Source organism: Acinetobacter proteolyticus, from assembly GCF_000367945.1.
GTDB classification, from domain to species: Bacteria; Pseudomonadota; Gammaproteobacteria; order Pseudomonadales; family Moraxellaceae; genus Acinetobacter; species Acinetobacter proteolyticus.
The window spans coordinates 2,439,149-2,462,583 of sequence record NZ_KB849179.1 but is presented as its reverse complement, the minus strand read 5'-3'; the positions used below and the strand labels follow the sequence as shown (position 1 = coordinate 2,462,583).

Below are 23,435 nucleotides of genomic sequence, written 5' to 3'. Positions count from 1 at the left end.
ATTACATTCTCATTGCACGTTGATTGCTACGTTTGGCTGCTTCATTTGAACTGTCTGAGGCATCTGCAATCACCACTTGATCACCTTGTTTTAAGCCTTTCAGCACTTGTGCAGTGACACGGTTATTCAGACCAATCAACACAGGTTGCGGCTGAGCTGTACCATCTGCTTGTAATACACGCACCATACCTGTTGAGGCTTTACCCTGTGCAACCAGCGCTTTTTCTTCTTCACTGAGCTCTAGGCGTTTTGGACGTTGCGCTTGGTCAGTATCCGATTTTTTTGCAGATTCTGTAGATTTATTGGTATTGGCTTGACCACCTTTAGCACGGTTGCCACGTTGGGTTTGAATGGCTGCCGCAGGGATGGTTAGTGCATTCTTTGCTTCTGCCAGTACAATATAAACCTGTGCGGTCATATCAATACGGAGTTTGCCATCTTCATTCGGTACATCAAATAAGGCGTTGTAGTACACCGCAGCATTCGAAGTTGATGAACTGCTGCTACTGGTGGTTTCCGTATTAATTGAATTGGGTGCAGGTTCCACTTGGCGTAATTTAGCGTAATGCTTTTTATCACTATTGCCTAAAGTGGTGAAATACACGGTTTGGCCTTTTTCAACTTTCATGACATCGGCTTCAGAAATCTGTGCCTTGATGGTCATGGTGTCGAGTTTGGCCAATTTCACAATCGTTGGTGCAGTCTGGTTGGCGTTTACGGTTTGACCTTCTTCAGTCACAATCGCCACAATGGTGCCATCCATCGGTGCCACGATACGGGTATAACCCAAATCTTCTTTCGCAGTTGCCAAGGTTAGGCGCGATTGCTCGATTTGTGCATTAATCGATGCAATTTGTGCTTGTGCGGTTTTAAAATTTGCCAACGCAGTTTCAAGTTCAGCACGGGAGGTTGCATCTTGGCTAAACATGGCTTGTTGGCGTTTGTATTCCGCTTCGACCTTGGCAAGATTGGCCTGTTGTACTGCCAGCTGCGCTTGTTGATTTTTAATACTGGCATCGGCTGTTTTGAGTTCGTTCTCTTGGCGAATTGAATCAATTTGTGCGATTAACTGACCTTGTTTAACTTGGTCACCTAATTGCACATACATTTTTTTTACCTGACCCGATACCTGCGCACCCACACTGACCATTTTGGTGGCTTCCAATACACCAGTTGCCAATACCGAATCTTCGATATCACCGCGAGAGACTTCTGCACTAATATATTGTGGTGCTTGGGCTTTAGGTTTGAAGAACATCCATCCGAGCGCTGCAATGATCAGCACCCCGATAGCGATCATGATGATTTTACGAGGCTGGATTTTTTTAGCATTTGTTTTTGGCATGGCAGGAGGTCAAAAGTGAAAAACTGAACTTAGTATAAAAGTGAAATAAGGATAAAGCGTGAATATTTTTAATCTAGAATGAGAATTATTTGCTTTTTTGTCGAGAAGTTATTCTATAAAAATCTGATAAATACTGTGGACCCCGATGGTTGCATTCGTTGCAAGAGCGATACCACCTTGTGCAGGCAGCGCATATTCACGTGGGTTAATTCGAATCAGAAGCGGCGCAAATTGCTCACTAAAATAACGTACGGTTGGGATAGCGGTGCCCGCACCCATTTCAATGACGATAGGGCGGTGCTGGGATTTTAGAAAAGCTTTTAAGCGCTTTGCCTGCTGATCATGTTGATGGCTGATCCAACCCATATCATTGAACATTAAAATATTCGGTCTTGCCAGACCGCCACAGTGTGGACATTGTGGCAATTGCCCGAGCCATTGACAGTTATCAGTATCAATTTCAGGCCGTAACTCGTCTGCATCCCAAATGCTGGCTGTACAAGCGTCTAGACACTGTAAATGATGGATGGAACCATGGCATTCATAGATTTGATCAGGAGCAAAACCTGCTTTTTGAAATTGACCATCGACATTCGAGGTAAATACAAAAGTAGGGAGTTCTAATATTTCAGCCAGTTGCTTCAGTTGTTGAAAACCAGAATGGGGTGTGGTCTGACGATACAGTGCCAGACGGTGTCCGTAAAATCCCCAAGCCAAACGGGGATACCGTTTAAACGCGGCTGGATTGGCAATTTCGGTAAAATCAATGCGTTGCTTCCCTAGTTCGGGATAGGCTTGCCACATGCCTTGATTACCACGAAAGTCGGGCATACCAGAGTCAACGCCCATACCTGCCCCAGCGCTGATGATCAGGCTGTCCGCATATTGGAATAGACTTTTGATCTGCTTGATTTGGTCGGGGCTTAAATGGAATGACATCGACTGATCCATTATTTTTATAATCTGAAGGAGATGTTTGCTTTAAGCCGGTTGAGCAAACAGGGTGGTACCACACAATTCAGCTAAAGCTTGGAGCATCAGTTGTTCAGGATTTTCTTTGGACATGCCTTTAATCGCAGCATCAATGCGCAGCAATAAATCAGACCACGTCAGAAATTGCCTTGGGTTGAGGCGGCGTAATGCTTGTTGATATTGCGAGACTTTGGTTTTCCAGATCCCGAGTTGAATGGCATTATGGGGTTGTTCAAACAACTGCATTAATAAGCGCATTTCTTTGCTTAGGGTCCATAAGATCAAACTATCAGGCTCACCTGCAGCAATTAGATATTGATAGATTTTAACCGATTGTGCCAAGTTTCCAGCAAGCAAGGCATCACTTAAATCATAAGTCGTATACCGTGATTGATCCTGTAAGCAGGCATACAATTGTTCAATCTGAATCTGCTGGATATCAGGAAAAGTATCCGCAACCCGCATTAAACTGTTTTTCGCTGCCAACAAATTATGTTCATGATGCTGCATCAACCATTGCCATGCATCATTATTCAGTTGAATCCCGAGTTTTTCAGCTTCTATGCTTAAGATGCGTTGTCGATCTTGCGGATAGGTCGCGGTCAGCGGAACCACCACGCCATTGGCTTCGACCACTTGGAAAAAAGCTGATTTTAAACTGCTGCTGTCCTGTTTCGGTAAAACAATCAGCAAAAGATTATGTTCATTATGTTGAATATAGCTTTTCAGCAACTTTAGGCCATTGGCATCAGGTTTGATATTGCCATGTACTTCAATCGCAAGCTGTTGCGAGAACAGGGATAAACTATTCAGTGCGTTAAAGACATTTTTCCAGTCATTCACGCTACTGATGTCATAACGCTGCCGCTCAACTTCTTGCTGTTGCCAGCTTTTACGGAATGCATCAAGCAAGTTTTGTTCAAGCAAAGGCTCTTGGCCATGCATGATCCATGCACCGCGAGCTTCATGAACCCGTTTTAAGGCTTGAACATAATCCAGTTTCATAGTGACAAATTAAGGCTGTGCTTTAGGTAAACGATTGGCTGCGATTTGACGCGTAATTTGCTGCGCCACATCATCAATCACAATACGATTTAGATAAGCTTCTTGTTGGTTATCGGTGTTGACCGTCGCCACGTCGTATTGATAGGTACGTGAAGCGGTTAAAGTACGCGGTTCAGTAATTTTCTTACCTTGACGGTCTTCAATCTGGAAGGTCACAGTTAAACGTAGCAATACTTCAGTCAGTTTACCGTTCAGCAATTGGCGGCGCGGGGTGTAATCTAAAACACGAAGGACATAGGCATCATTGGCATTACTGAGTTGTACACCAGTTGCACCAAGATAAATGCTGAGCTGGTTTTCAAGCTGATCGGTATTGTCAGGCAGAACTAAAGTTAGTTTGTTATACACCAAAGGTGCTGCTGTAGGATTACTTCCTTTTAGATGAAAGCCACAGCCGACCAAGCCTGCACTTAGACCTAAAGTTAAAACGATAGCAGCTAAACGTTGAACTAAATGCATGCTTTGTCCTTATAATATTCCATCAAATATGGAAGATTTAATCTTGATAAATTGACCACATTTTAGAATCAAAGCCCGTTGAATGACAGCGGGCTTTGATGGGGTTTTGTTTCGATAAATTCATGCCTCTTGTTCGAAGAGGGAATTTAAGCGGGAAATTAAACCACTAAATTAACAAGTTTATTCGGTACTACAATTTCTTTCTTGCTTGGGCCAGTCAAGAATTGTTGTACTTCTGGTAATGCTTTTGCCAATGCCAATAACTCATCTTTAGAGATATCGACTGCGACGTCTAACTTACCACGAAGTTTACCATTCACCTGTACAACAATCGTTTGAGTATTACGGGCTAATGCTGACTCATCCACTTGCGGGAATTCAACAGCTGTTAACTCCAAACCAAACTGAGTTAACAAGGTTTGGCTCAAGTGTGGTGCGAATGGTGCAAGTAAGGTCAATAAGGTAGTAATTGCTTCACGTGCGACAGCAACATCGTTGTCATCTTTCGCTTCAAACTTATTGCTGGCATTGAGTAATTCCATCAATGCAGCAATTGCCGTGTTGAACGCATGACGACGTTCGATGTCATCACCCACTTTCTGAATGGTTTCATGGGTTTTACGACGTAAATCTTGCGCATCTTTCGACAAGTTTGCACTATCGATCGTTGTTGCTGGGTTGCCTTTTTCCAAGAAACCAGCAGTCAAACGCCATACACGTTTCAAGAAGCGGTTAGCCCCTTCAACACCGGCATCTGACCATTCGAGTGATTGATCTGGTGGCGCAGCGAACATCATAAAGACACGAGCCGTATCTGCGCCGTATTGGTCAATAATCGCTTGCGGGTCAATACCGTTGTTTTTCGACTTTGACATTTTTTCTTGTCCGCCGATCACAACTTCCTGACCATCACCTGAATATTTTGCAGACAGGATACGACCTTTTTCGTCACGCTCTAATTCGATGTCAGCAGGGTTAAACCAGGTTTTCTTGCCACTTTCAGCTTCACGATAGAAGGTATCTGCCAACACCATGCCTTGGGTGAGCAAGTTGGTGAATGGTTCATTACCTTGTACCACGCCTTCATCACGCATCAATTTATGGAAGAAACGTGCATAAAGTAAGTGCAGAATTGCGTGTTCAACACCACCGATATATTGGTTTACTGGAAGCCAGCTTTGCGCCGCTTCAGGTTTTACCATACCACCCGTAAAGTCTGGAGATGCATAACGTGCATAGTACCAAGATGATTCTACAAAGGTATCCAAGGTGTCTGTTTCACGACGCGCATCGCCGCCACAGCTTGGGCATTTGGTTTCATAGAATTCAGGCATCTTGTTCAATGGGTTACCCGAACCATCTGGAACCACATCGGTCGGTAATACCACTGGCAATTGATCTTCTGGAACGGTAACTTGACCACAGCTGTTACAGTTGATCATTGGAATTGGGCAACCCCAGTAACGTTGACGAGAAACACCCCAGTCACGTAAACGGAATTGAACCTTAGAATTAGCTAATGCTTGTGGTTCTAATTTTGCAAGGAAGGCATCAAAAGCGGCTTGGAATGCTAAACCATCAAACTCGCCAGAATTCACTAATTTGCCATCTTTAGAACCGTACCACTCTTGCCATTCAGCAGCTGAGTATTCAGCATCATCAGCACCTTTGGCATCGATGACTTGCTTGATCGGCAAGTTAAATTTATTGGCAAATTCAAAGTCGCGTTCGTCATGTGCAGGCACTGCCATTACAGCGCCTGAACCGTATGACATTAATACATAGTTGGCAATCCAAACAGGAAGGTCTTCACCGGTCACTGGATGCTTAACAAATAAGCCTGTTGCCATACCTTTCTTTTCAGCAGTGGCTAAATCAGCTTCTGCCACTGAACCCATGCGGCATTCTTCAATAAATGCAGCCAATTCAGGATTATTTTCAGCAGCTTTCAGCGCAAGCGGGTGTTCTGCTGCAACAGCAACATAGGTCACACCCATCAAGGTATCTGCACGCGTGGTATAAACCGTTAAGCCATCTGCATAAATTTCAGTATTGGCAGAAGGGAAGGTAATCTCCATCCCTGTCGAACGACCAATCCAGTTACGTTGCATGGTCAAGACTTGTTGTGGCCAACCATCTTTCAAGGTATCTAGATCGTCTAATAATTCTTGTGCATAGTCGGTGATGCGGAAGTAGTACATTGGAATATCACGTTTTTCAACCAATGCACCTGAACGCCAGCCACGACCATTTTCAACTTGTTCATTCGCAAGGACAGTCTGGTCAACAGGGTCCCAGTTCACTGTTGAAAGCTTACGATAGATCAAGCCTTTTTTATAAAGTTGTACGAATAACCATTGTTCCCAGTGATAGTACTCTGGCGTACAAGTCGCAAATTCGCGATCCCAATCGACAGACAAGCCCAATTTTTTTAATTGGTCACGCATGTAGGCGATGTTTTCAAAAGTCCATTTGGCAGGTGCAACCTGATGTGCAATCGCTGCATTTTCAGCAGGTAAACCAAATGCATCCCAACCCATGGGTTGTAATACCGTTTCACCTTTTAAACGATAAAAACGGCTGATCACGTCACCAATGGTGTAGTTACGCACATGCCCCATGTGCAGTTTGCCACTTGGGTAAGGGAACATCGACAGGATATAGCGATGTTTGCCCTCTACAGTGTCTGCAACTTTAAAAACTTTGCGATTGTCCCAGTCTTGTTGAACTTGAGGCTCAATGGCACTTGCTTGATATTCGGAGTCAATGTGAGAAGTCGTCATAGGGATATGCGATACAACAAAAAAGTAAAGTTAAGATTGCTGCACAGCATAGCGCAAAATTGTAGGAAATGTCAGTTTTTAGATCGGGATTTTATCTGCAAGGCCGCCGTGTTGAAGGTGACCTTGCAGGATTATGTATGGGTTTAGCGATCAGATGATGCCGCTGCAGGCGGTGGGCTTTGTGGTTTAACCGAGTTAGCCGGAGCGGATGGCGCTGTCTGCGGTGCTTGCTGTGTTACATTCGGTGTGGCTTCAGGATTCGCTTGATGGCCTTGCTGAGTCGTTGGATTGCTGCTTTGATGGCTATTGCCATATGTTGAAACTTTGTCCAAGCGTTTGGCACCTTTGGGTGGTGGCGTTGTGGTGTAATGGGTTGAACCTTTTGCATCCACCCATTTGTAATATTGTTGTGCGTAGTTTTGGCTGGAACACAACAATAATGCCGTGCCTCCAATCGCATATAGGATTGTTTTTAAATAAGATGATTTCATTTTTGATCTCCCCAAATGAATGTTGTATATCTTCGATCAAAGTGCCTAAATAAACAGTTTACAATGCCTATTTTTCATTAAAAAGAAAATAGTTTTTTGATAAATGGGCGTTTTGACAAGACCAAATAATTCCGTGAAATGTGTCTAAAAAAACAACAGCTAAAAAATATTCGTTAAAATCCTTTTCTTTGTTCTTGACATTGCTTATGAAAGAAACAAGAATGCTTTCTCAAGTTTTATATGTGTTTATTTGATCACCCTTCGAATAAATGTCATGGCTTGCAATGGACATTCTTTCTAGCCGAGAGAATGATTTTTTGAAATATGCTTATCCCAGCACATTTTGATTCGAGATGTCATCAAGTTTATACGGCTGATGAGTCTCAGAAAATTTTTCCTATTGCAGCAAAAACGAGTAGAATACGCACACTTATAAGAAGTGCAAAAGTTAATGAATGAACACAATTTATGTCTCCCATAAATTGTGCAAAATACTAGGGTGAATCACGTTGGAACTTTTATCTGGTGGTGAAATGCTCGTTCGTGCGCTTGCGGACGAAGGCGTAGAGCATGTTTTTGGGTATCCAGGCGGCGCTGTATTACATATTTATGATGCGCTATTTCAACAAGACAAAATTAACCATTACCTCGTGCGTCATGAGCAAGCTGCCGGTCATATGGCAGATGCATACTCACGCGTAACAGGTAAGACAGGTGTAGTACTGGTCACTTCTGGGCCGGGCGCAACCAATACCGTCACTCCAATTGCAACAGCCTACATGGACTCAATCCCAATGGTGATTCTGTCTGGTCAGGTTGCAAGCCATCTGATTGGAGAAGATGCATTCCAAGAAACAGATATGGTTGGTATTTCTCGTCCAATCGTAAAACATAGTTTCCAAGTGCGTCACGCTAGCGAAATTCCTGCAATTATTAAGAAAGCATTCTATATTGCTGCGTCTGGTCGTCCGGGTCCAGTTGTGGTTGATATTCCGAAAGATGCAACCAATCCTGCGGAAAAGTTTGCCTACGAATATCCTGAAAAAGTGAAGATGCGTTCATATCAGCCGCCTTCACGTGGTCACTCGGGTCAAATTCGCAAAGCGATTGATGAGTTGATTACGGCTAAACGTCCAATGATCTATACCGGTGGTGGTGTGGTTCAAGGCAATGCGTCTGGCTTATTGACGGAGCTTGCACATTTGTTGGGTTATCCAGTCACCAATACGTTGATGGGCTTAGGCGCTTTCCCTGGTAATGATCCACAATTCGTGGGCATGTTGGGGATGCATGGTACTTATGAAGCCAATATGGCGATGCATAACGCAGATGTAATTTTGGCTATTGGTGCACGTTTCGATGACCGTGTAACCAACAACCCTGCAAAATTCTGTACCAATGCAAAAGTGATTCATATTGATGTTGATCCAGCAACCATCTCGAAGACCATTATGGCGCACATCCCAATCGTGGGTGCAGTAGAGCCAGTGCTTCAAGAAATGTTGGCACAACTCAAACAAATGAATGTATCTAAGCCAAACCCTGAAGCAATTGCAGCATGGTGGTCTCAGATCAATGAATGGCGCAAAGTACACGGCTTACGTTATGAAGCAGGTCAAAATGGTGTAATGAAACCTCAGCAAGTGGTTGAGGCATTAGATCGTGCGACCAATGGTGAAGCCATCATTACTTCTGACGTGGGGCAGCATCAAATGTTTGGTGCGAACTACTACAAATACAAACGTCCACGTCAGTGGATCAACTCTGGTGGCTTAGGCACTATGGGTGTTGGTTTACCGTATGCAATGGCTGCAAAGCTTGCATTCCCAGACCAGCAAGTGGTTTGTATTACTGGTGAAGCATCGATTCAGATGTGTATCCAAGAATTATCGACCTGCAAGCAATATGGCTTGAATGTAAAAATTCTCTGCTTAAACAACCAAGCTTTGGGCATGGTGAAGCAATGGCAAGACATGAACTACGAAGGACGTCATTCAAGTTCTTATGTAGATTCATTACCAGACTTTGCCAAGTTAATGGAAGCGTATGGTCATGTCGGTATTCAGATTAACCATGCTGACGAGCTCGATTCTAAATTAGCTGAAGCGATGGCAATTAATGATAAATGTGTATTCATTAATGTCATGGTTGATCGTACAGAACATGTTTATCCAATGTTGATTGCAGGTCAGTCCATGAAGGATATGTGGTTAGGTAAAGGGGAGCGTACATAATGAGACATATTATTTCTGTACTCGTTGAAAACGAAGCTGGTGCGCTTTCTCGTCTTGTTGGCTTATTCAGTCAACGTGGCTACAACATTGAAACACTCAATGTTGCACCGACAGAAGATGAAACCTTGTCGCGTTTGACCTTAACGACTTATGGCGATGATCATAAAATCGAGCAGATCACCAAGCAACTGAACAAATTGGTTGAAGTGGTAAAAGTGGTTGATTTATCTGAAGGTTCACATATTGAACGTGAGTTGATGCTCATCAAAGTCAAAGCATTGGGTGCGGCACGTGCGGAAATCAAACGTACGGCTGATATCTTCCGTGCTCAGATTGTGGATGTAACACCAACGACATATACCATTCAGATCGCAGGTACCACTGAAAAGATTGATGGTTTTATTGATGCACTGGCTGAAAATACCATTCTGGAAGTTGTACGCTCTGGTGTATCAGGCATCGCGCGTGGCGAAAAAGTTTTAACAATTTAAGTTTTTAAAAACCCTCATCCCAACCTTCTCCCAGAGGGAGAAGGAGTTCCCTCTCCTTGGGGAGAGGGTTAGGGTGAGGGGGAAATACCCAACATATTTTAAAGTTTTCATGGAGAAAACAGATGCAAATTTTTTACGATAAAGACTGTGACTTATCAATCATCCAAGGCAAGAAAGTTGCAATCATTGGTTATGGTTCACAAGGCCATGCGCACGCACTTAACTTGAAAGATTCTGGCGTAGACGTAACTGTTGGTTTACGTGCTGGTTCTACTTCTTGGAAAAAAGCTGAAAACTCAGGTCTTAAAGTTTCTGAAGTTCCAGCTGCGGTTGCTCAAGCTGACTTAGTCATGATCTTGACTCCAGATGAGTTCCAATCTCAACTTTATCGTGACGTGATTGAACCAAACATCAAAGAAGGTGCAACTTTAGCTTTTGCTCATGGTTTCTCTATTCTTTATAACCAAGTTGTTCCACGTAAAGACTTAGACGTAATCATGGTTGCGCCGAAAGCACCTGGTCACACTGTACGTTCTGAATACCAACGTGGTTCAGGTGTTCCTGACTTAATCGCGATCCACCAAGATGCTTCTGGTAATGCACGTAACGTTGCACTTTCTTATGCGTCAGGCGTAGGTGGTGGTCGTACAGGTATCATCGAAACTTCTTTCCGTGAAGAAACTGAAACTGACTTATTCGGTGAGCAAGCAGTTCTTTGTGGTGGTGCAGTTGAATTGGTTAAAATGGGCTTCGAAACTTTGGTTGAAGCTGGTTATGCACCAGAAATGGCTTACTTCGAATGCTTGCATGAACTTAAGTTAATCGTTGACTTGATGTTCGAAGGCGGTATCGCGGACATGAACTATTCAGTATCTAACAACGCTGAATATGGTGAATATGTGACTGGTACTGAAGTAATCAACGAACAGTCTCGTGAAGCAATGCGTAATGCGTTGAAACGTATCCAGTCTGGTGAATATGCGAAGATGTTCATCCAAGAAGGTGCGTTGAACTACCCATCAATGACTGCACGTCGTCGTCAAAATGCTGCACACGGTATTGAAGTAACAGGTAACAAGTTACGTGCGATGATGCCTTGGATTCAAGCGAACAAGATTGTTGATAAAGAGAAAAACTAATTTCTCGAATCAATTGATTTGAACGCGAAGACCCACTCTATTTGAGTGGGTTTTTTATGTTTGTTGATAACAGAGTTATAACACTACAGAAGAAAAAATAAGCTTATATTGTTTGTGTTTTAACCGTTTTGCTGTGGGGTAATCATCACAATTTAAACTAAAAATTGCTGCATGCTTTGGGGTGTCTGCACGGTAAAAAACAAACACATTGTAATGACTTAAAAATAAAAATGATCTGGTAAAAATAAATGAGTCTTTTGGTCAAAAAAATGAAATAAAAAAACAAGACTTTTCATTGGTTTGAAATGATTGTATGCTTTTATTCTATTGATTTATAAAGTGAAAAAGACTTGACCTTATGCTAGATGATGTTATTGTTAAGGAAAGTTTATGAATACAAGATTCATGACTTCTTTAGGTGTGAAACGTCGTTCGGATTTCGAGCATTTTGCTCATCATATAAAAAAAAGTACTGAATAATCATGGAAGTCCTTTATGGTTCACGTTGATTACGATAGCACATTGGTCATCGTTTCCATTTTGGTTGCAGTCGTAACTTGTTACGTTGCAGTATCGATGGAAGAACTCGTCTTTAAAGGTGCTTATAAAAAGTTTGAAAAAAGCATTTTGATTGCGAGTGGGCTAATCTTGGGGTTGGCGATATGGTCAATGCACTTTGTGGGAATGCTGGCTAGCCATTTGCCAGAAGGCTATTATTTTGACATTAATTTAACCATACTGTCCTATCTTATCGGGGCGGCAGCGTCGATTTTTGCTGTTTGGTTGACTTCACGCCCCACTTTACCAATCCCTCGCTTAATCCTTGGTGCGGTGTTTATGGGCCTGGGAATATCAGGGATGCATTATACGGGGATGGCAGCATTGAAGGTAGAACATCATGCCATGCATTATGATCCGCTTTTGGTCTTGTGTTCTGTTCTCATCGCAATTAGTGGTTCGGGTTTAAGTTTCTTTTTCATTTTCAAATATAAAACTTCAGTGATGTACCGCACCTTACTAAAAGTTGTCGTTGCTGTCCTCATGGCCTTAAGTATTGTTGGGATGCACTATACTGGCATGGCGGCAACCTATTTCGATGAAAGTCTGGCGCAAATACTGACTTCTGAGCAGACCGAACAAAGTGTGTTGTTGTTTACCATTATTTTTATTACCAGTCTTGTTCTCGTGGCAGGTTTTGCCGTTGCCGTATTGGAAGCGCGACTGGAAGAAAGAAATGAACAACTCACTTTAATCAACAAAGAACTGGCAACCCAATCTTTACATGATGCACTAACCAAGCTCCCGAATCGTTTGTATCTGACTGAACATGCAGAAGTGGTGTTTAATCATCATCGTTTAAATGCGCAAAAAGCTGCATTTCTATATATTGATTTAGATCGTTTTAAGTCCGTGAATGATGCTTTTGGTCATCATATTGGTGATCAGCTACTGATTCAGATGGCAAACCGTTTATATAATAAAATGGATTCAAGCCATAAGTTGTTTCGGATTGGGGGCGATGAGTTTGTTTTAATTTCCGAGAATACCGATATCAATGAAGCAATGCAGCTTTCAGAAGATATTCTGCATTATATTCAGGAAACTTATCTGATTGCGGCAAAGGATATTAATATTTCTGCCAGTGTCGGGATTGCGATGTACCCTGAACATGGCACCAATGTACAAGACTTATTGATTAATGCCGATGTCGCCATGCTGATCTCTAAAGATCAGGGGCGCAATACCTATACCATGTTCCATTCCATGTCAGATCAGCAAGATGTACGTAGTCAGTCCAAACTGATCAATGACCTGTATAAAGCGGTCGATGAGCAACAATTTGTACTGTTCTATCAACCTAAATTTACCTCGAGTTATGAGGTTTGTGGTGTTGAAGCCTTGATTCGCTGGAAGCATCCAACCCTAGGACTGCTGACCCCGCAAATGTTTATTGAAGGGGCAGAAAAAACTGGTTTGATTATTCCGATGGGATACTGGGCACTGGAACAAGCCTGTCAGCAAATCCAGAAATGGGAACGAAGTCAAAGTCCGTTTTATCCAATTGCCGTTAATCTTTCTGCACTACAATTCGAAAATAAAAAGCTGTTTAGTGTCCTTGAACAATTATTAGAACAATACCAAATCCAGCCACATCACCTCATTCTTGAAATTACTGAATCCACAGCCATGCATCATATTGATTCCAGCATTCGTACGCTGGAACGCTTACGTAAGCTTGGTATTCGTATTGCCATTGATGACTTTGGCACGGGCTATTCAAGTTTCTTGTATTTAAAAGACTTACCTGTCGATGAGCTTAAGATTGACCGCGGTTTCCTGATTGATTTAAAACCGAATTCGAAAGAAGAGGCAATTCTCGAAAGCATTATCCATCTGGCAGCAAAATTAGGATTGGTGGTGACCGCAGAAGGCGTCGAAACACAGCAGCAGGCTGATATTCTGACCAGTTTGGGCTGTAACCAGTTACAAGGCTATTTGTTAGGCACGCCAGTCAATGTTGAAGGTTTGGTATTGCATCGGTATCAGCATTTTGCCTGATCATGTTGGATGGACATGAAAAAAGCTGCCGATGATGGCAGCTTTTTTGTTTGAGAATGATACAGCTTAGTTAGAACGTGGGGCTAGCCACTGGGTCACCACAGGCCAGACCAATTCAGGTGCTTGACTGCCTGAGACCAGCCCCATATGCCCACCCGGCACAATTTCAAATTGCTTGTCGCTGCTGCTGATTAAATCCATCAATGGGCGGACTGCTTCTGCAGTTACGATGATGTCGCTACTACCGCCAATGGCCAGTACTGAACAATCAATATCTTTTAGATTTGCGCGTTGTTCACCAAATTGAACTGAACCCGTCGATAATTCATTATCAATCCAGAAACGCAGAATAATATCGCGCATCACACCGCCTGGATACGCCAACATATTGTCGACAAAAGAGCTTGAAGTGGCATGGTTAATTACAAATTGGCGATCATTCAGGTTCTTTAACAGTTCCCAGTAGTTTTTAAAGTTTCCAATCGGATCGGTGAGTTTAAATCCTAGCGTGTTTTGCCAACCATGAATATGAAAGACACGGCTCGGCACTTGGTGAATACGGAATTTGGTATTACTTCGAATCCACTGTGCAGGCACTGTCAGGCGCTGATAAAACTTACCCATATAACCTGACTTATGCGTATTGATGGGTGAAGCCAAGATCATCAGATTCTGGATATTTTTATCTTTGAAAAGAGCGGTATAACACAAGGATAAAGCTCCGCCAAGACTCCAACCAAACAGTGACAGTTGTTGCTGACCGCTATGCTCACGAATTTTTTCGATAAAGTCAGGCATAAAGGTTTTCACATAAGTGCCAAGATTATATTTGGCCTGACGTAGACTCGGTGTGCCCCAATCAATCAGATAAACATCAAAACCTTGGGCTAGAAAATAACGCACTAGGCTACGATTTGGGAATAAATCATAGATCAGCATATTGGCAGCCAGTGGGGGCACAATCACCAAAGGAATACGATGTTGGGTGCTGCTATCAGTTGCTACTGTATAGTGACGTAGGCTGATGATTTCACGTTCATACACAATATCAAAAGGGGTTTTGCCTGACAGCGCGAGTTGAGGTCCACGCAAGATCCGATCTGTCGCATTGGAAAATATTTTGCGTGCTTGAAGGCTGGTGCGGCTGTTCAGCATTTTTTTCGCAGTGGGATGGTGAAGAAAACTGCGTTTAACTTTTGGCAATTGAGTCATGTGAACCTAAAGCTCTAAGGTTGCTATTCAGTAGGCGCATATTAGAAGAAAAAATAAATTTGCTCAGTGACTCATTTGCTGAACTTACCTTTCAAAATGATCAATTCAGCATAACTAGGCAACGTTGCTTTATCGAGATGGACTGATATTTTGTAAAGTATGCTTTACATTTTGTGCTGGGTTTATTATCTTTGTGTAAAGCTTACTTTACATGGTGCGGTATGAATCATCCTCGGAATCTGTTGCAACTCCTGATCGCCATTACAATTTATGTGGTGGTTTTAATCGGCTCATTGAAAGCCTTAAATTTGATTGATACACAATGGCTGAAAATTGTTATTTCATTAACGCCAATGTTGCCAGCATTCGTCATTGCATTTGTGATTATTCAACAATTCAAACGTTTTGATGAACTGCAACAGAAGATACAATTACAGGCGCTCGGCATCAGTTTTATAGGCACATCTTTGATTACGTTTAGTTATGGTTTTCTGGAAAATGTCGGATTTCCAAAACTCACAATGTTTATCATTTGGCCGATGATGGCCATGCTTTGGTCGATTGCGACCGTTGTAGGAACTTGGAAATACCGATGAAAAATAAACTACCTGAGTTAAGGAAGGACAAAGGCTGGTCGCAAAGTGATTTGGGGGATTATGTCAGTGTGTCACGACAAACCATCAATGCAATTGAAAAGGGGCGTTATGACCCAAGTCTATCGCTCGCTTTTAAAATTTCCCATGCATTTGGGCTGAGCATTGAACAGATTTTTATCTTTGAAGAAAATGAAGTCTGAAGGTCTTGTCACTTAAGCTGCTGTTTGTAGATGTACTTCAATCACAGTAGCTTATTGTGTCTATTCTTAAGCATGTGATGAGATATCGGATTTGATAGAGATGTGCAGACTATTCGAGTTCTAACTGTTCATCGTCCTTGGTTAGTTTAATTTTGAGTTTTTTATATTTACGTTTATTTGGATCGAGTGCAGAGTTTAAGACTTCACTAGAAAAGCTTGGGTTTTGCATCAGTGTGGTATAGGCCTTATACCCGAGAACAATTCGCGTTGGTCGATATCCATTCCGTGTCACATAATAATGAATCATTTGATTTAATTCAGTTAATAGACAGATATCACTCATTATTGTTGATCATCTTGAAGAGATCTATACAGCATAGTCTATATAAGAAAACTTATCTAGCTGATGTTCATTGCATTTTCCTGAAAATGCATTCTTGTCATCAAAATGTCATCTCAAAACATTATCGTGATTTATATAATAAAAATTGAATAACAATAAAACTGACGAGCACTCATCGAAACAGGTTTAAATCATGGCAAATAAAGGGGAAGAGGTTTAGAAAAACGAGGAGCAATTGATATGCGGGACAAAAAACCACTCAATCATCGTTTGAATGTTCTACTGTCGGCATATCAAACATTCTTGGCAGCTAAAGGCTTGGTCAACAGTGAGTTTAGCCGTCTGATCTTTGTTGAAAATTATACTGAAACACTGAAATTCAAAATTTATGATGATAATTTAAAGAAACAGCTGATTGATGAGTTGGAGCGTTTTAGTTCTTTCCAATAAAAGAATGCTGCTAGGTCTGCATTCATTCCTTATTATAAAAAATAGTTCAAGTTCAGTGCCTACATTATCTTAATGATTTTCATCAGATATTTTAAAAAGAAAGTTTTAATACAAATATATGGAATTGCATATATATGGATATTCATATATAAAAGGTCCATTCTCTTATTAAAAGATCAAGTGCAATGGACGACATCACGATTTACCACAATCCTGCGTGTGGAACTTCACGCAATACACTGGCTTTGATTCGCAATACAGGGATTGAGCCAACCGTGATTGAATATTTGATTCACCCACCAACGCGCGATGAGTTGATTCGCTTAATTCAGGATACAAAGTTAACGGTCAGAGAGGCGATTCGAAGCAATGTTGACCCTTATCGTGATTTGGCACTTGATCGTGAAGATTGGAGCGATGCTCAACTGATCAATTTTATGCTTGAGCATCCCATTCTGATTAATCGTCCCTTTGTGGTCACAACTTTGGGCACACGTCTTTGTCGACCATCGGAACGTGTACTCGATATTTTACCATCCCCTCAAAAAGGCGCATTTCGCAAAGAAGATGGGGAACAGGTAATTGATGAACAGGGTCAGCGGATTTAGTAAATCTATGTGTGCTGCATTGAAAATTTAAATAGGAAACAGAAATGGAAGCCGTCACTTTTTTTAAGTGTTTATCGGATGACACCCGTCTCAATATCGTGATGTTGATTGCCCAGCACCAAGAGCTATGCGTGTGTGATCTGACCGAAAAATTACAATTGAGCCAACCCAAAATTTCGCGTCATCTGGCGTTATTACGTGCTTCGGGTGTGTTGCAAGATCGCCGTCAGGGACAGTGGGTCTATTACCGTATCAATCCGCAACTACCCGCGTGGGGGCACGAGATTTTGTCGGTGTTAGATACCCAAGCGATGACTATATTTCCAAGCCTACAAAGCTTGGTATCAAAAAGCTGCTGTGATTAAAATGCCATGAAAACGCTTTCCTTTTTAGATCGTAACCTGACGCTCTGGATTTTTATCGCCATGGCTTTGGGCATTGTAATTGGTGTGTTTGTCCCACAAGCCTCAGTCAGCTTAAACCAGATGAATGTGGATTCAGTCAATATCCCAATTGCGCTGGGTTTGATTTTGATGATGTATCCACCGTTGGCCAAAGTGGATTACGCCACGCTGCCGCAAGTGTTTAAAGACAAAAAAACCTTAACTTTGTCCTTAGTACAGAATTGGATTATTGCACCTGTGCTGATGTTTGCATTAGCGATTATTTTTTTGCATAGTGATCCAGAATATATGACAGGACTGATTTTGATTGGTTTGGCCCGTTGTATTGCGATGGTGTTGGTCTGGAATGGGTTGGCGTGTGGTGATAATCAATATGTCGCTGCTTTGGTCGCTTTCAATAGTATTTTCCAGATTTTATTCTTTAGTACCTATGCCTGGTTATTCCTCACCTTTTTACCGCCGTACTTTGGTATTGCTGGGCAAGTGGTCCATGTTGATTTTTGGACCATTACCCATGCGGTATTGGTGTATCTCGGTATTCCATTTTTGTTTGGGTTTTTGACTCGTTTGATCTTGGTCCGTGTTAAAGGGGTGGACTGGTATCAAGGTGTCTTTTTACCCAAGATCAGTCCACTCAGTTTGTTGGCTTTATTGTTTACGATCGTGGCAATGTTTAGTCTAAAAGGTGGGGATGTTGTGAGCTTGCCTTTAGACGTGCTTCGTATCGCGATTCCATTGTCTATTTACTTTATCGTGATGTTCTTTATTAGCTTCTTTATGAGTAAGTGGATGGGGAATGACTATGCCAAAACTACAGCCATTTCATTTACAGCAGCGGGCAATAATTTCGAGTTAGCACTGGCGGTTGCGATTGCCACCTTTGGTCTCGCATCACCTGTGGCATTCACTACAGTAATCGGGCCATTGGTCGAAGTTCCTGTATTGATTACGCTTGTTAGTGTGTCTTTGTGGCTAAAAAAGAAGTATTTTTCTGCTGCTCTGCATTAATTTATTGCTTAGATCATTCTATTTAAAATATAAATAGGTGGGATTAAAAATAAAAAGCCTCAGTTGCCTAATTCGGGGTATCGACAACTGAGGGTAAACCGGGTTGCTATAATAAATATAGCTAATTTTTTATTTGATGATGAATTTAGTCATTCATGATCAATATTATGGTTTGGATAAAAAGCCTCAGTTGCCTAATTCGGGACATTAGCATCTGAGGTGAAACTAAGTTTTTATAATGTAGCTTGCTTTTTTTAATAATGGAACAGTTTGGGTTAAATATGCACAATTTGTCTAATTTTATGGATGATCCTGTTAGTTGTTTTGAAACTTTAATATTTTAATAATCTTATTTATATAATTTCTTGGTTTTTTCCATATAATAGTTCCTGATAGAAACTCGTTGTTCACGAATATAATCACTTGGTTTTTTCCCCGTCCAACCAAAAAATGCTCTAGAAAATGCACTAATATGACTATAGCCGAGTAAATCAGAGATCTCCTGAATATTACGGTTTGAATCGATAAGCTTTTTGGCAAGTTCAAACTTCCTTGTCTGGAGCAGGGCCGAAAAGGTGGTGTTGGCAAGCGCTAATTCTCTTTTCAGAGTTCTTTCTGATATTTTGAGTTTATCTGCTACATCCGTTAAGCTGGGGAAACCTAGACCAGGGGTAAATTTAAGTTGTTGGTTTACTTTTAAAATAATTTTATTGTCCTGATCTTGATAAAAAAGGTATTCCTTATTGACCATTTCCATCGCAAGTTGATAAGCACTATTCGAGCTAAAGGTTAATGGTAGATCTAAACATTTTAGATCAAAACTAATTTGATTATAGTCTTGGCTAAAATGGAAAATAGGTAAGCGTTTTTCATAAAGAGCGTGATAATCTTCTTTATCCCATGTCACATGAATGTTGACCCCTGTTAAATTGAAGTTCGTGATCATTTGTAAGTTGTTAATAATATCTACGATGGCACTTTCGATAAAAAATTTATTGACGGAATTTTTTTTGCTTTCATTTAAATGGGTTGGAAGTTGATAGAGGGGATTGAAACGAATAATAATTTTATTATTTTTATTGAGAATGGATAAATCCATTTTATGGATGCGCATACTATAATATTTTTGTAAATCAATCAGTACCTTTCCAATTGTGCTATTACTAATTAGTATGAATCCAAGTGCACCATGAACGGTCAATTTACAATTTAGACCAAATTGATAACCGACCCCTTTATCAGGTAAAAGTTCGATTAGACGAATGATAATATCCGTCCATTGACTGAAACTAATACGTTCATGATTGTTATTTTCAGCAAGCAAAGATAAAGGAATTTGGCAATATCGAAGCACTTCACTTTTTGGGACACCAAAAGTTGTCGCAGTATCCACAAGGAGTCGCAAATAATCATTGTGGATGTTAAGCATCTGTTTTTTCATACATTTTAAAATAAAATTAAGAGAATAAGCTGAGACACTTATACATCAGCTTAATATACAGTTGTGCTGTATTCTTAAAAAAGTCCCATTATGTAAAATATATTTAGACTATTTGTGCTTTATTATGCTTTTTTGGAATAACTCACTAAAATTACCAAAAATGTGATGCAATTGTTAAAAATGTTGCTCTATTGTTAAGAGAGTATAAGCGTTGTTTATTTAAATTTGTACGGGTTAGAATTCTCTAAAGAAGTACATATTATGAATAAAATCTATCGCTTGGTCTGGAATAAAAGTCTAAATCTATGGACCGTCGTTTCAGAAAATGCCCGTGGCGTAACAAAAAAACGAAATGTCACTACAAATATAAGTCTTAGCACGACAAGCTCCTCGCAGCGACAATATCAACAAATTTTGCTTAAACCCAGCTTAATTGCCATTGCACTGAGTTCAATTTTCTTTAGTTCAGGTGCATTTGCTGCTGCAAATACGGCAGGCGGCACTTCGAGTAATGGCTCGAGTGTAGCGATTTCACCGACTGCAACGCAATGTAGTGGTCTGGGCGGGGAAGCCAGTATTAGCAATGGGACTACTGGTAATGGTGGTGGTAGTGTTGCAATGGGATGCGGGAATAGTATCTCGGGAACGAACTCTAATTGGCAGCAAGCAATGGTCAATCGTCGCGGTGCGGGAAATGTTGCGTATGGGACTGGTGTGCCGACAGGAAATGCTGGAGGAGTACTTACGGGTTCAACCGCTGTGGGGCGTCAAAACACCATTACTGGACAGGGCGGGGCAACCGTAGTCGGAACCGCTAATAATTCGAGTACAAGCGGTAACTTTCATAATGTTTTGTTGGGACAGGGCAATAGTACTGCTGGGACGGGTGGTTACAATATCTTAATGGGGATTGGTAACCAAGTGGTGGATGCTCCGAATGCAACACCTGATGGTACAGGTGTCGGGACCAATAGTATTTCGATTGGTGTGGCTAACCGTGTAACAGGGCAAACGGCAATTGCGTTTGGTCGTCAAAGTTATGCCGATGCTGATTACTCCATTGCGCAAGGGAATACTGCAACAGTTAACCGAGGAGCTACTGGTGGGATTGCACTAGGTAATTCCGCTACTGTCTCTGGTGCTCAAGGGATTGCCATAGGTAGTGCTGCTGGGGTTAGGAACTATGATCCTGCTACTGCTGCACAAGCAATTGGCGAAGACTCTGTTGCAATAGGTACTGGTTCAAAAGGGCGAGGAAACTCCTCTACAGCTGTTGGTGCTTTAGCAGAAGCTGCTGCGAATGCAAGTGCATTAGGTGATAGTGCTAAAGCCATAGGTGCATCATCGGTGGCAGTAGGTAGAACCAGTCAGGCGATTGAAGCTGGGGATACCGCAATTGGCCAGAATGCTTATGCCCGTGGTCGAGTAGTGAATGGTGTGACGTTATCTGCAACAGCGTTGGGCTTGGGGGCGCGTGCTGATGGTTCAGATGCAACAGCTGTTGGTAATGGTGCTTTGGCTACAGCTCAATTTAGCTCAGCTTTCGGTAATGATGCTCAGGCTATAGGTGATGTTTCAACGGCTGTGGGAAATACTACAATTGCGAGTGGTATGAGTAGCACAGCTGTTGGGGATAATGCCCGTTCTACAGGTAGTTTTTCAAGTGCGATGGGGACTTATGCACAATCTTCTGGTGAGGAATCACTAGCAGTAGGGGGAGATGCTCAGGCTATTGGAATTCGTTCCAATTCGATTGGAGCGACTTCAAGAGCACGCGGTGACAATGATATTGCAATTGGTTATAGCGCAACAACAACTGATGGTGGTAGCAATAACATTGCTATGGGGAATGGCGTAACTACAGGTGCAACAGGTCAAAACGTTGCAATTGGTTCGGATGGCACCACAGCCAATTCTAGAACTGGCGATGGTGGAGCTGTTTCTATTGGCCGTGGTCAGCGTGCGACTGGAGATGGAGCTGTTGCCATTGGTGATCCAAATGTTGTCAATGGTGATGGTGCTGTTGCGACAGGCCGTAACAATACCGCTGCTGGAGATACAGCCGGAACAACAGCTGCCAATGGTGCGGTTGCGGTAGGTAATGAAAACCAAGCGATTGGTCAAGGTTCGGTCGCGTTAGGGAATACCTCTACAGCAGCAGCGGCAGGTGCAATTGCCTTGGGGGATACTGCCAATGCTCAAGCAACACGTGGTGTGGCGCTCGGTTCTGGTGCAACGGCAACCAATGCGGATGATGTTGCTTTGGGTGCAGGTTCAGTCACTGCAGCAGCCAATCCAACCGCCAATGGCACAGTTGGGGGTGTCACATACGATTATGCAGGCACAACGCCAAGTAGTGTGGTCAGTGTTGGAAGTGAAGGCAATGAACGTCAAGTGACCAACGTCGCGGCGGGTCGGGTCAGCGAAACCAGTACCGATGCAATTAATGGTTCTCAGCTTTATTCAACCCAACAAGCCTTAGGCAACCTTGCTGATTCAACGGCCAATCATTTGGGTGGCGGTTCAACCGTAAATCCAGATGGCACAATTTCAGCACCTAGCTATATCGTCAATGAAACTCCAATTAACAATGTTGGTGATGCGATTGAAGCCTTGGATCAAGGTTGGAACCTTCAAAGCAATGGTGCTGGTAATGCAGCAATCAAAGCGGGTGATACGGTTGATATCGGTACGGTTGCGAATGAAGAAAATCTCAGCGTGACTAAAGACGGGAATACCATCCAATACGGTTTAAACCGAAATCTGAAAGTGGATAGTGTGACTGCGGGCGATACAGTGATTAACACGGATGGTGTGACCATTAACAATGGCCCAAGTATCACCAAGTCAGGGATTGATGCAGGGGGGAATAAAATTACCAATGTTGGTCCTGGTACAGACGGCACAGATGCGATCAATAAAGACCAACTTGATGCAGCAACTGCTGCAGGTAAAAGTACAGTCAGCCAAGGTAAAAATATCACAGTCACTGAGACCGTCAATCCAGATGGCAGTACTGATTATGAGGTTGCAACCGCAAATGACGTTGACTTTAACAATGTCACCGTAGGTGGTGCTAACGGTGTTCGTATTGATGGCACAACAGGAAAGATCAGTGGTGTTGCAGCAGGTGAAGTCAGCGCAACCTCGGATGAAGCGATTAATGGTAGCCAATTGGCGGGCACGGCCAAGAGTGTATCGGATGCTTTAGGTGGCGGTTCAACAGTTAATCCAGATGGCACAGTCAGCGCACCAATTTATACCGTGAATGGTGTAGAAAGTAATACGGTTGGTGATGCAATCGAAGCCTTGGATCAAGGCTGGAATTTACAAAGTAATGGCGCTGGTAATGCAGCAATTAAAGCGGGTGATACGGTTGATATTGGTACAGTCAATGGTGAAGAAAATCTTACCGTGACTAAAGATGGGAATACCATCCAATACGGATTAAACCGAAATCTGAAAGTGGATAGTGTGACTGCTGGCGATACGGTGATTAATACGGATGGTGTGACCATTAACAATGGCCCAAGTATCACCAAGTCCGGCATCAATGCAGCAGGTAACCCAATTACCAATGTTGGTGCAGGCGTGAATGATACCGATGCCGTGAATAAAGGCCAGTTAGACGATGC

At 42.2% G+C, this 23,435-nt stretch carries 20 protein-coding genes; 11 read left to right on the top strand and 9 right to left on the bottom strand.

Going from position 1 to position 23,435, the window contains the following annotated elements; genetic code table 11:
* Position 1: 1 nt before the first annotated feature.
* The 6 genes from F993_RS05715 to F993_RS05740 all read right to left on the bottom strand — a co-directional run bounded on the left by F993_RS05715 (position 2) and on the right by F993_RS05740 (position 7,115).
* A complete protein-coding gene (locus tag F993_RS05715) occupies positions 2-1,345 on the bottom strand; it encodes a MacA family efflux pump subunit (protein ID WP_004655868.1) in 1,344 nt (447 codons plus the stop codon).
* A gap of 108 nt (positions 1,346-1,453) precedes the next feature.
* Positions 1,454-2,284: an SIR2 family NAD-dependent protein deacylase gene (locus F993_RS05720; RefSeq protein ID WP_004655866.1), complete on the bottom strand. Its 831-nt coding sequence runs from the start codon at positions 2,282-2,284 to the stop codon at positions 1,454-1,456.
* Positions 2,285-2,326: 42 nt separating this feature from the next.
* On the bottom strand, positions 2,327-3,322 hold the full coding sequence (gene holA, locus F993_RS05725) for a DNA polymerase III subunit delta (RefSeq protein ID WP_004655864.1): 996 nt from the start codon (positions 3,320-3,322) through the stop codon (positions 2,327-2,329).
* 9 nt (positions 3,323-3,331) lie between these two features.
* Positions 3,332-3,841: an LPS-assembly lipoprotein LptE gene (locus F993_RS05730; protein WP_004655862.1), complete on the bottom strand. Its 510-nt coding sequence runs from the start codon at positions 3,839-3,841 to the stop codon at positions 3,332-3,334.
* Positions 3,842-3,999: 158 nt separating this feature from the next.
* Positions 4,000-6,624: a leucine--tRNA ligase gene (gene leuS / locus F993_RS05735; protein WP_004655860.1), complete on the bottom strand. Its 2,625-nt coding sequence runs from the start codon at positions 6,622-6,624 to the stop codon at positions 4,000-4,002.
* Positions 6,625-6,767: 143 nt separating this feature from the next.
* A complete protein-coding gene (locus tag F993_RS05740; RefSeq protein ID WP_004655858.1) occupies positions 6,768-7,115 on the bottom strand; it encodes a DUF4124 domain-containing protein in 348 nt (115 codons plus the stop codon).
* Between the two features lie 509 nt (positions 7,116-7,624).
* On the opposite strand from F993_RS05740, the gene F993_RS05745 reads away from it, so the two are divergent.
* From F993_RS05745 to F993_RS05760, 4 genes are all read left to right on the top strand, one after another.
* Positions 7,625-9,349, top strand: a complete 1,725-nt coding sequence (locus F993_RS05745; RefSeq protein WP_004655856.1) for an acetolactate synthase 3 large subunit — start codon at positions 7,625-7,627, stop codon at positions 9,347-9,349.
* Positions 9,349-9,840 carry an acetolactate synthase small subunit gene (gene ilvN / locus F993_RS05750; protein WP_004655854.1) on the top strand — a complete coding sequence of 164 codons (492 nt, stop codon included), beginning with the start codon at positions 9,349-9,351 and terminating at the stop codon, positions 9,838-9,840. Before F993_RS05745 ends, ilvN begins: the two co-directional genes overlap by 1 nt.
* Before the next feature lie 122 nt (positions 9,841-9,962).
* Complete coding sequence (ilvC, locus tag F993_RS05755) at positions 9,963-10,979, top strand: ketol-acid reductoisomerase (RefSeq protein ID WP_004655853.1); 1,017 nt, start codon at positions 9,963-9,965, stop codon at positions 10,977-10,979.
* A gap of 495 nt (positions 10,980-11,474) precedes the next feature.
* The gene (locus F993_RS05760; protein WP_004655847.1) at positions 11,475-13,538 is read left to right on the top strand and encodes a putative bifunctional diguanylate cyclase/phosphodiesterase; all 2,064 of its coding nucleotides are present in this window, start codon (positions 11,475-11,477) and stop codon (positions 13,536-13,538) included.
* A gap of 66 nt (positions 13,539-13,604) precedes the next feature.
* Here the strand turns inward: F993_RS05760 and F993_RS05765 are convergent, their stop codons facing one another.
* A complete protein-coding gene (locus F993_RS05765; protein WP_004655845.1) occupies positions 13,605-14,750 on the bottom strand; it encodes an alpha/beta fold hydrolase in 1,146 nt (381 codons plus the stop codon).
* 221 nt (positions 14,751-14,971) lie between these two features.
* Here F993_RS05765 and F993_RS05770 point away from each other — a divergent pair, with 221 nt between their 5' ends.
* Positions 14,972-15,346, top strand: coding sequence for a hypothetical protein (locus tag F993_RS05770; RefSeq protein WP_004655843.1), 375 nt, complete (start codon positions 14,972-14,974; stop codon positions 15,344-15,346).
* Complete coding sequence (locus F993_RS05775; RefSeq protein ID WP_004655841.1) at positions 15,343-15,546, top strand: helix-turn-helix transcriptional regulator; 204 nt, start codon at positions 15,343-15,345, stop codon at positions 15,544-15,546. The genes F993_RS05770 and F993_RS05775 overlap by 4 nt, the downstream gene beginning before the upstream one ends.
* Before the next feature lie 109 nt (positions 15,547-15,655).
* Here F993_RS05775 and F993_RS20635 read toward each other — a convergent pair whose 3' ends face one another.
* Entirely contained in the window at positions 15,656-15,889 is a 234-nt protein-coding gene (locus tag F993_RS20635) for a hypothetical protein (protein ID WP_004655840.1), read from the bottom strand.
* A 240-nt stretch (positions 15,890-16,129) separates the two neighbouring features.
* Here F993_RS20635 and F993_RS05785 point away from each other — a divergent pair, with 240 nt between their 5' ends.
* The 4 genes from F993_RS05785 to arsB all read left to right on the top strand — a co-directional run bounded on the left by F993_RS05785 (position 16,130) and on the right by arsB (position 18,359).
* A complete protein-coding gene (locus F993_RS05785) occupies positions 16,130-16,339 on the top strand; it encodes a hypothetical protein (RefSeq protein WP_004655838.1) in 210 nt (69 codons plus the stop codon).
* A 185-nt stretch (positions 16,340-16,524) separates the two neighbouring features.
* Positions 16,525-16,947 (top strand): arsenate reductase (glutaredoxin), encoded by a 423-nt coding sequence (gene arsC / locus F993_RS05790; RefSeq protein ID WP_004655837.1) that lies wholly within the window; start codon positions 16,525-16,527, stop codon positions 16,945-16,947.
* 44 nt (positions 16,948-16,991) lie between these two features.
* Positions 16,992-17,312, top strand: a complete 321-nt coding sequence (locus tag F993_RS05795) for a metalloregulator ArsR/SmtB family transcription factor (RefSeq protein ID WP_004655835.1) — start codon at positions 16,992-16,994, stop codon at positions 17,310-17,312.
* 6 nt (positions 17,313-17,318) lie between these two features.
* Positions 17,319-18,359 (top strand): ACR3 family arsenite efflux transporter, encoded by a 1,041-nt coding sequence (gene arsB / locus F993_RS05800; protein WP_004655833.1) that lies wholly within the window; start codon positions 17,319-17,321, stop codon positions 18,357-18,359.
* Positions 18,360-18,708: 349 nt separating this feature from the next.
* Here the strand turns inward: arsB and F993_RS05805 are convergent, their stop codons facing one another.
* The gene (locus F993_RS05805; protein ID WP_004655831.1) at positions 18,709-19,800 is read right to left on the bottom strand and encodes an AraC family transcriptional regulator; all 1,092 of its coding nucleotides are present in this window, start codon (positions 19,798-19,800) and stop codon (positions 18,709-18,711) included.
* Positions 19,801-20,061: 261 nt separating this feature from the next.
* Here F993_RS05805 and F993_RS05810 point away from each other — a divergent pair.
* The coding region (locus F993_RS05810) for an ESPR-type extended signal peptide-containing protein (RefSeq protein ID WP_004655829.1) at positions 20,062-23,435 on the top strand (3,374 nt) is incomplete at its 3' end.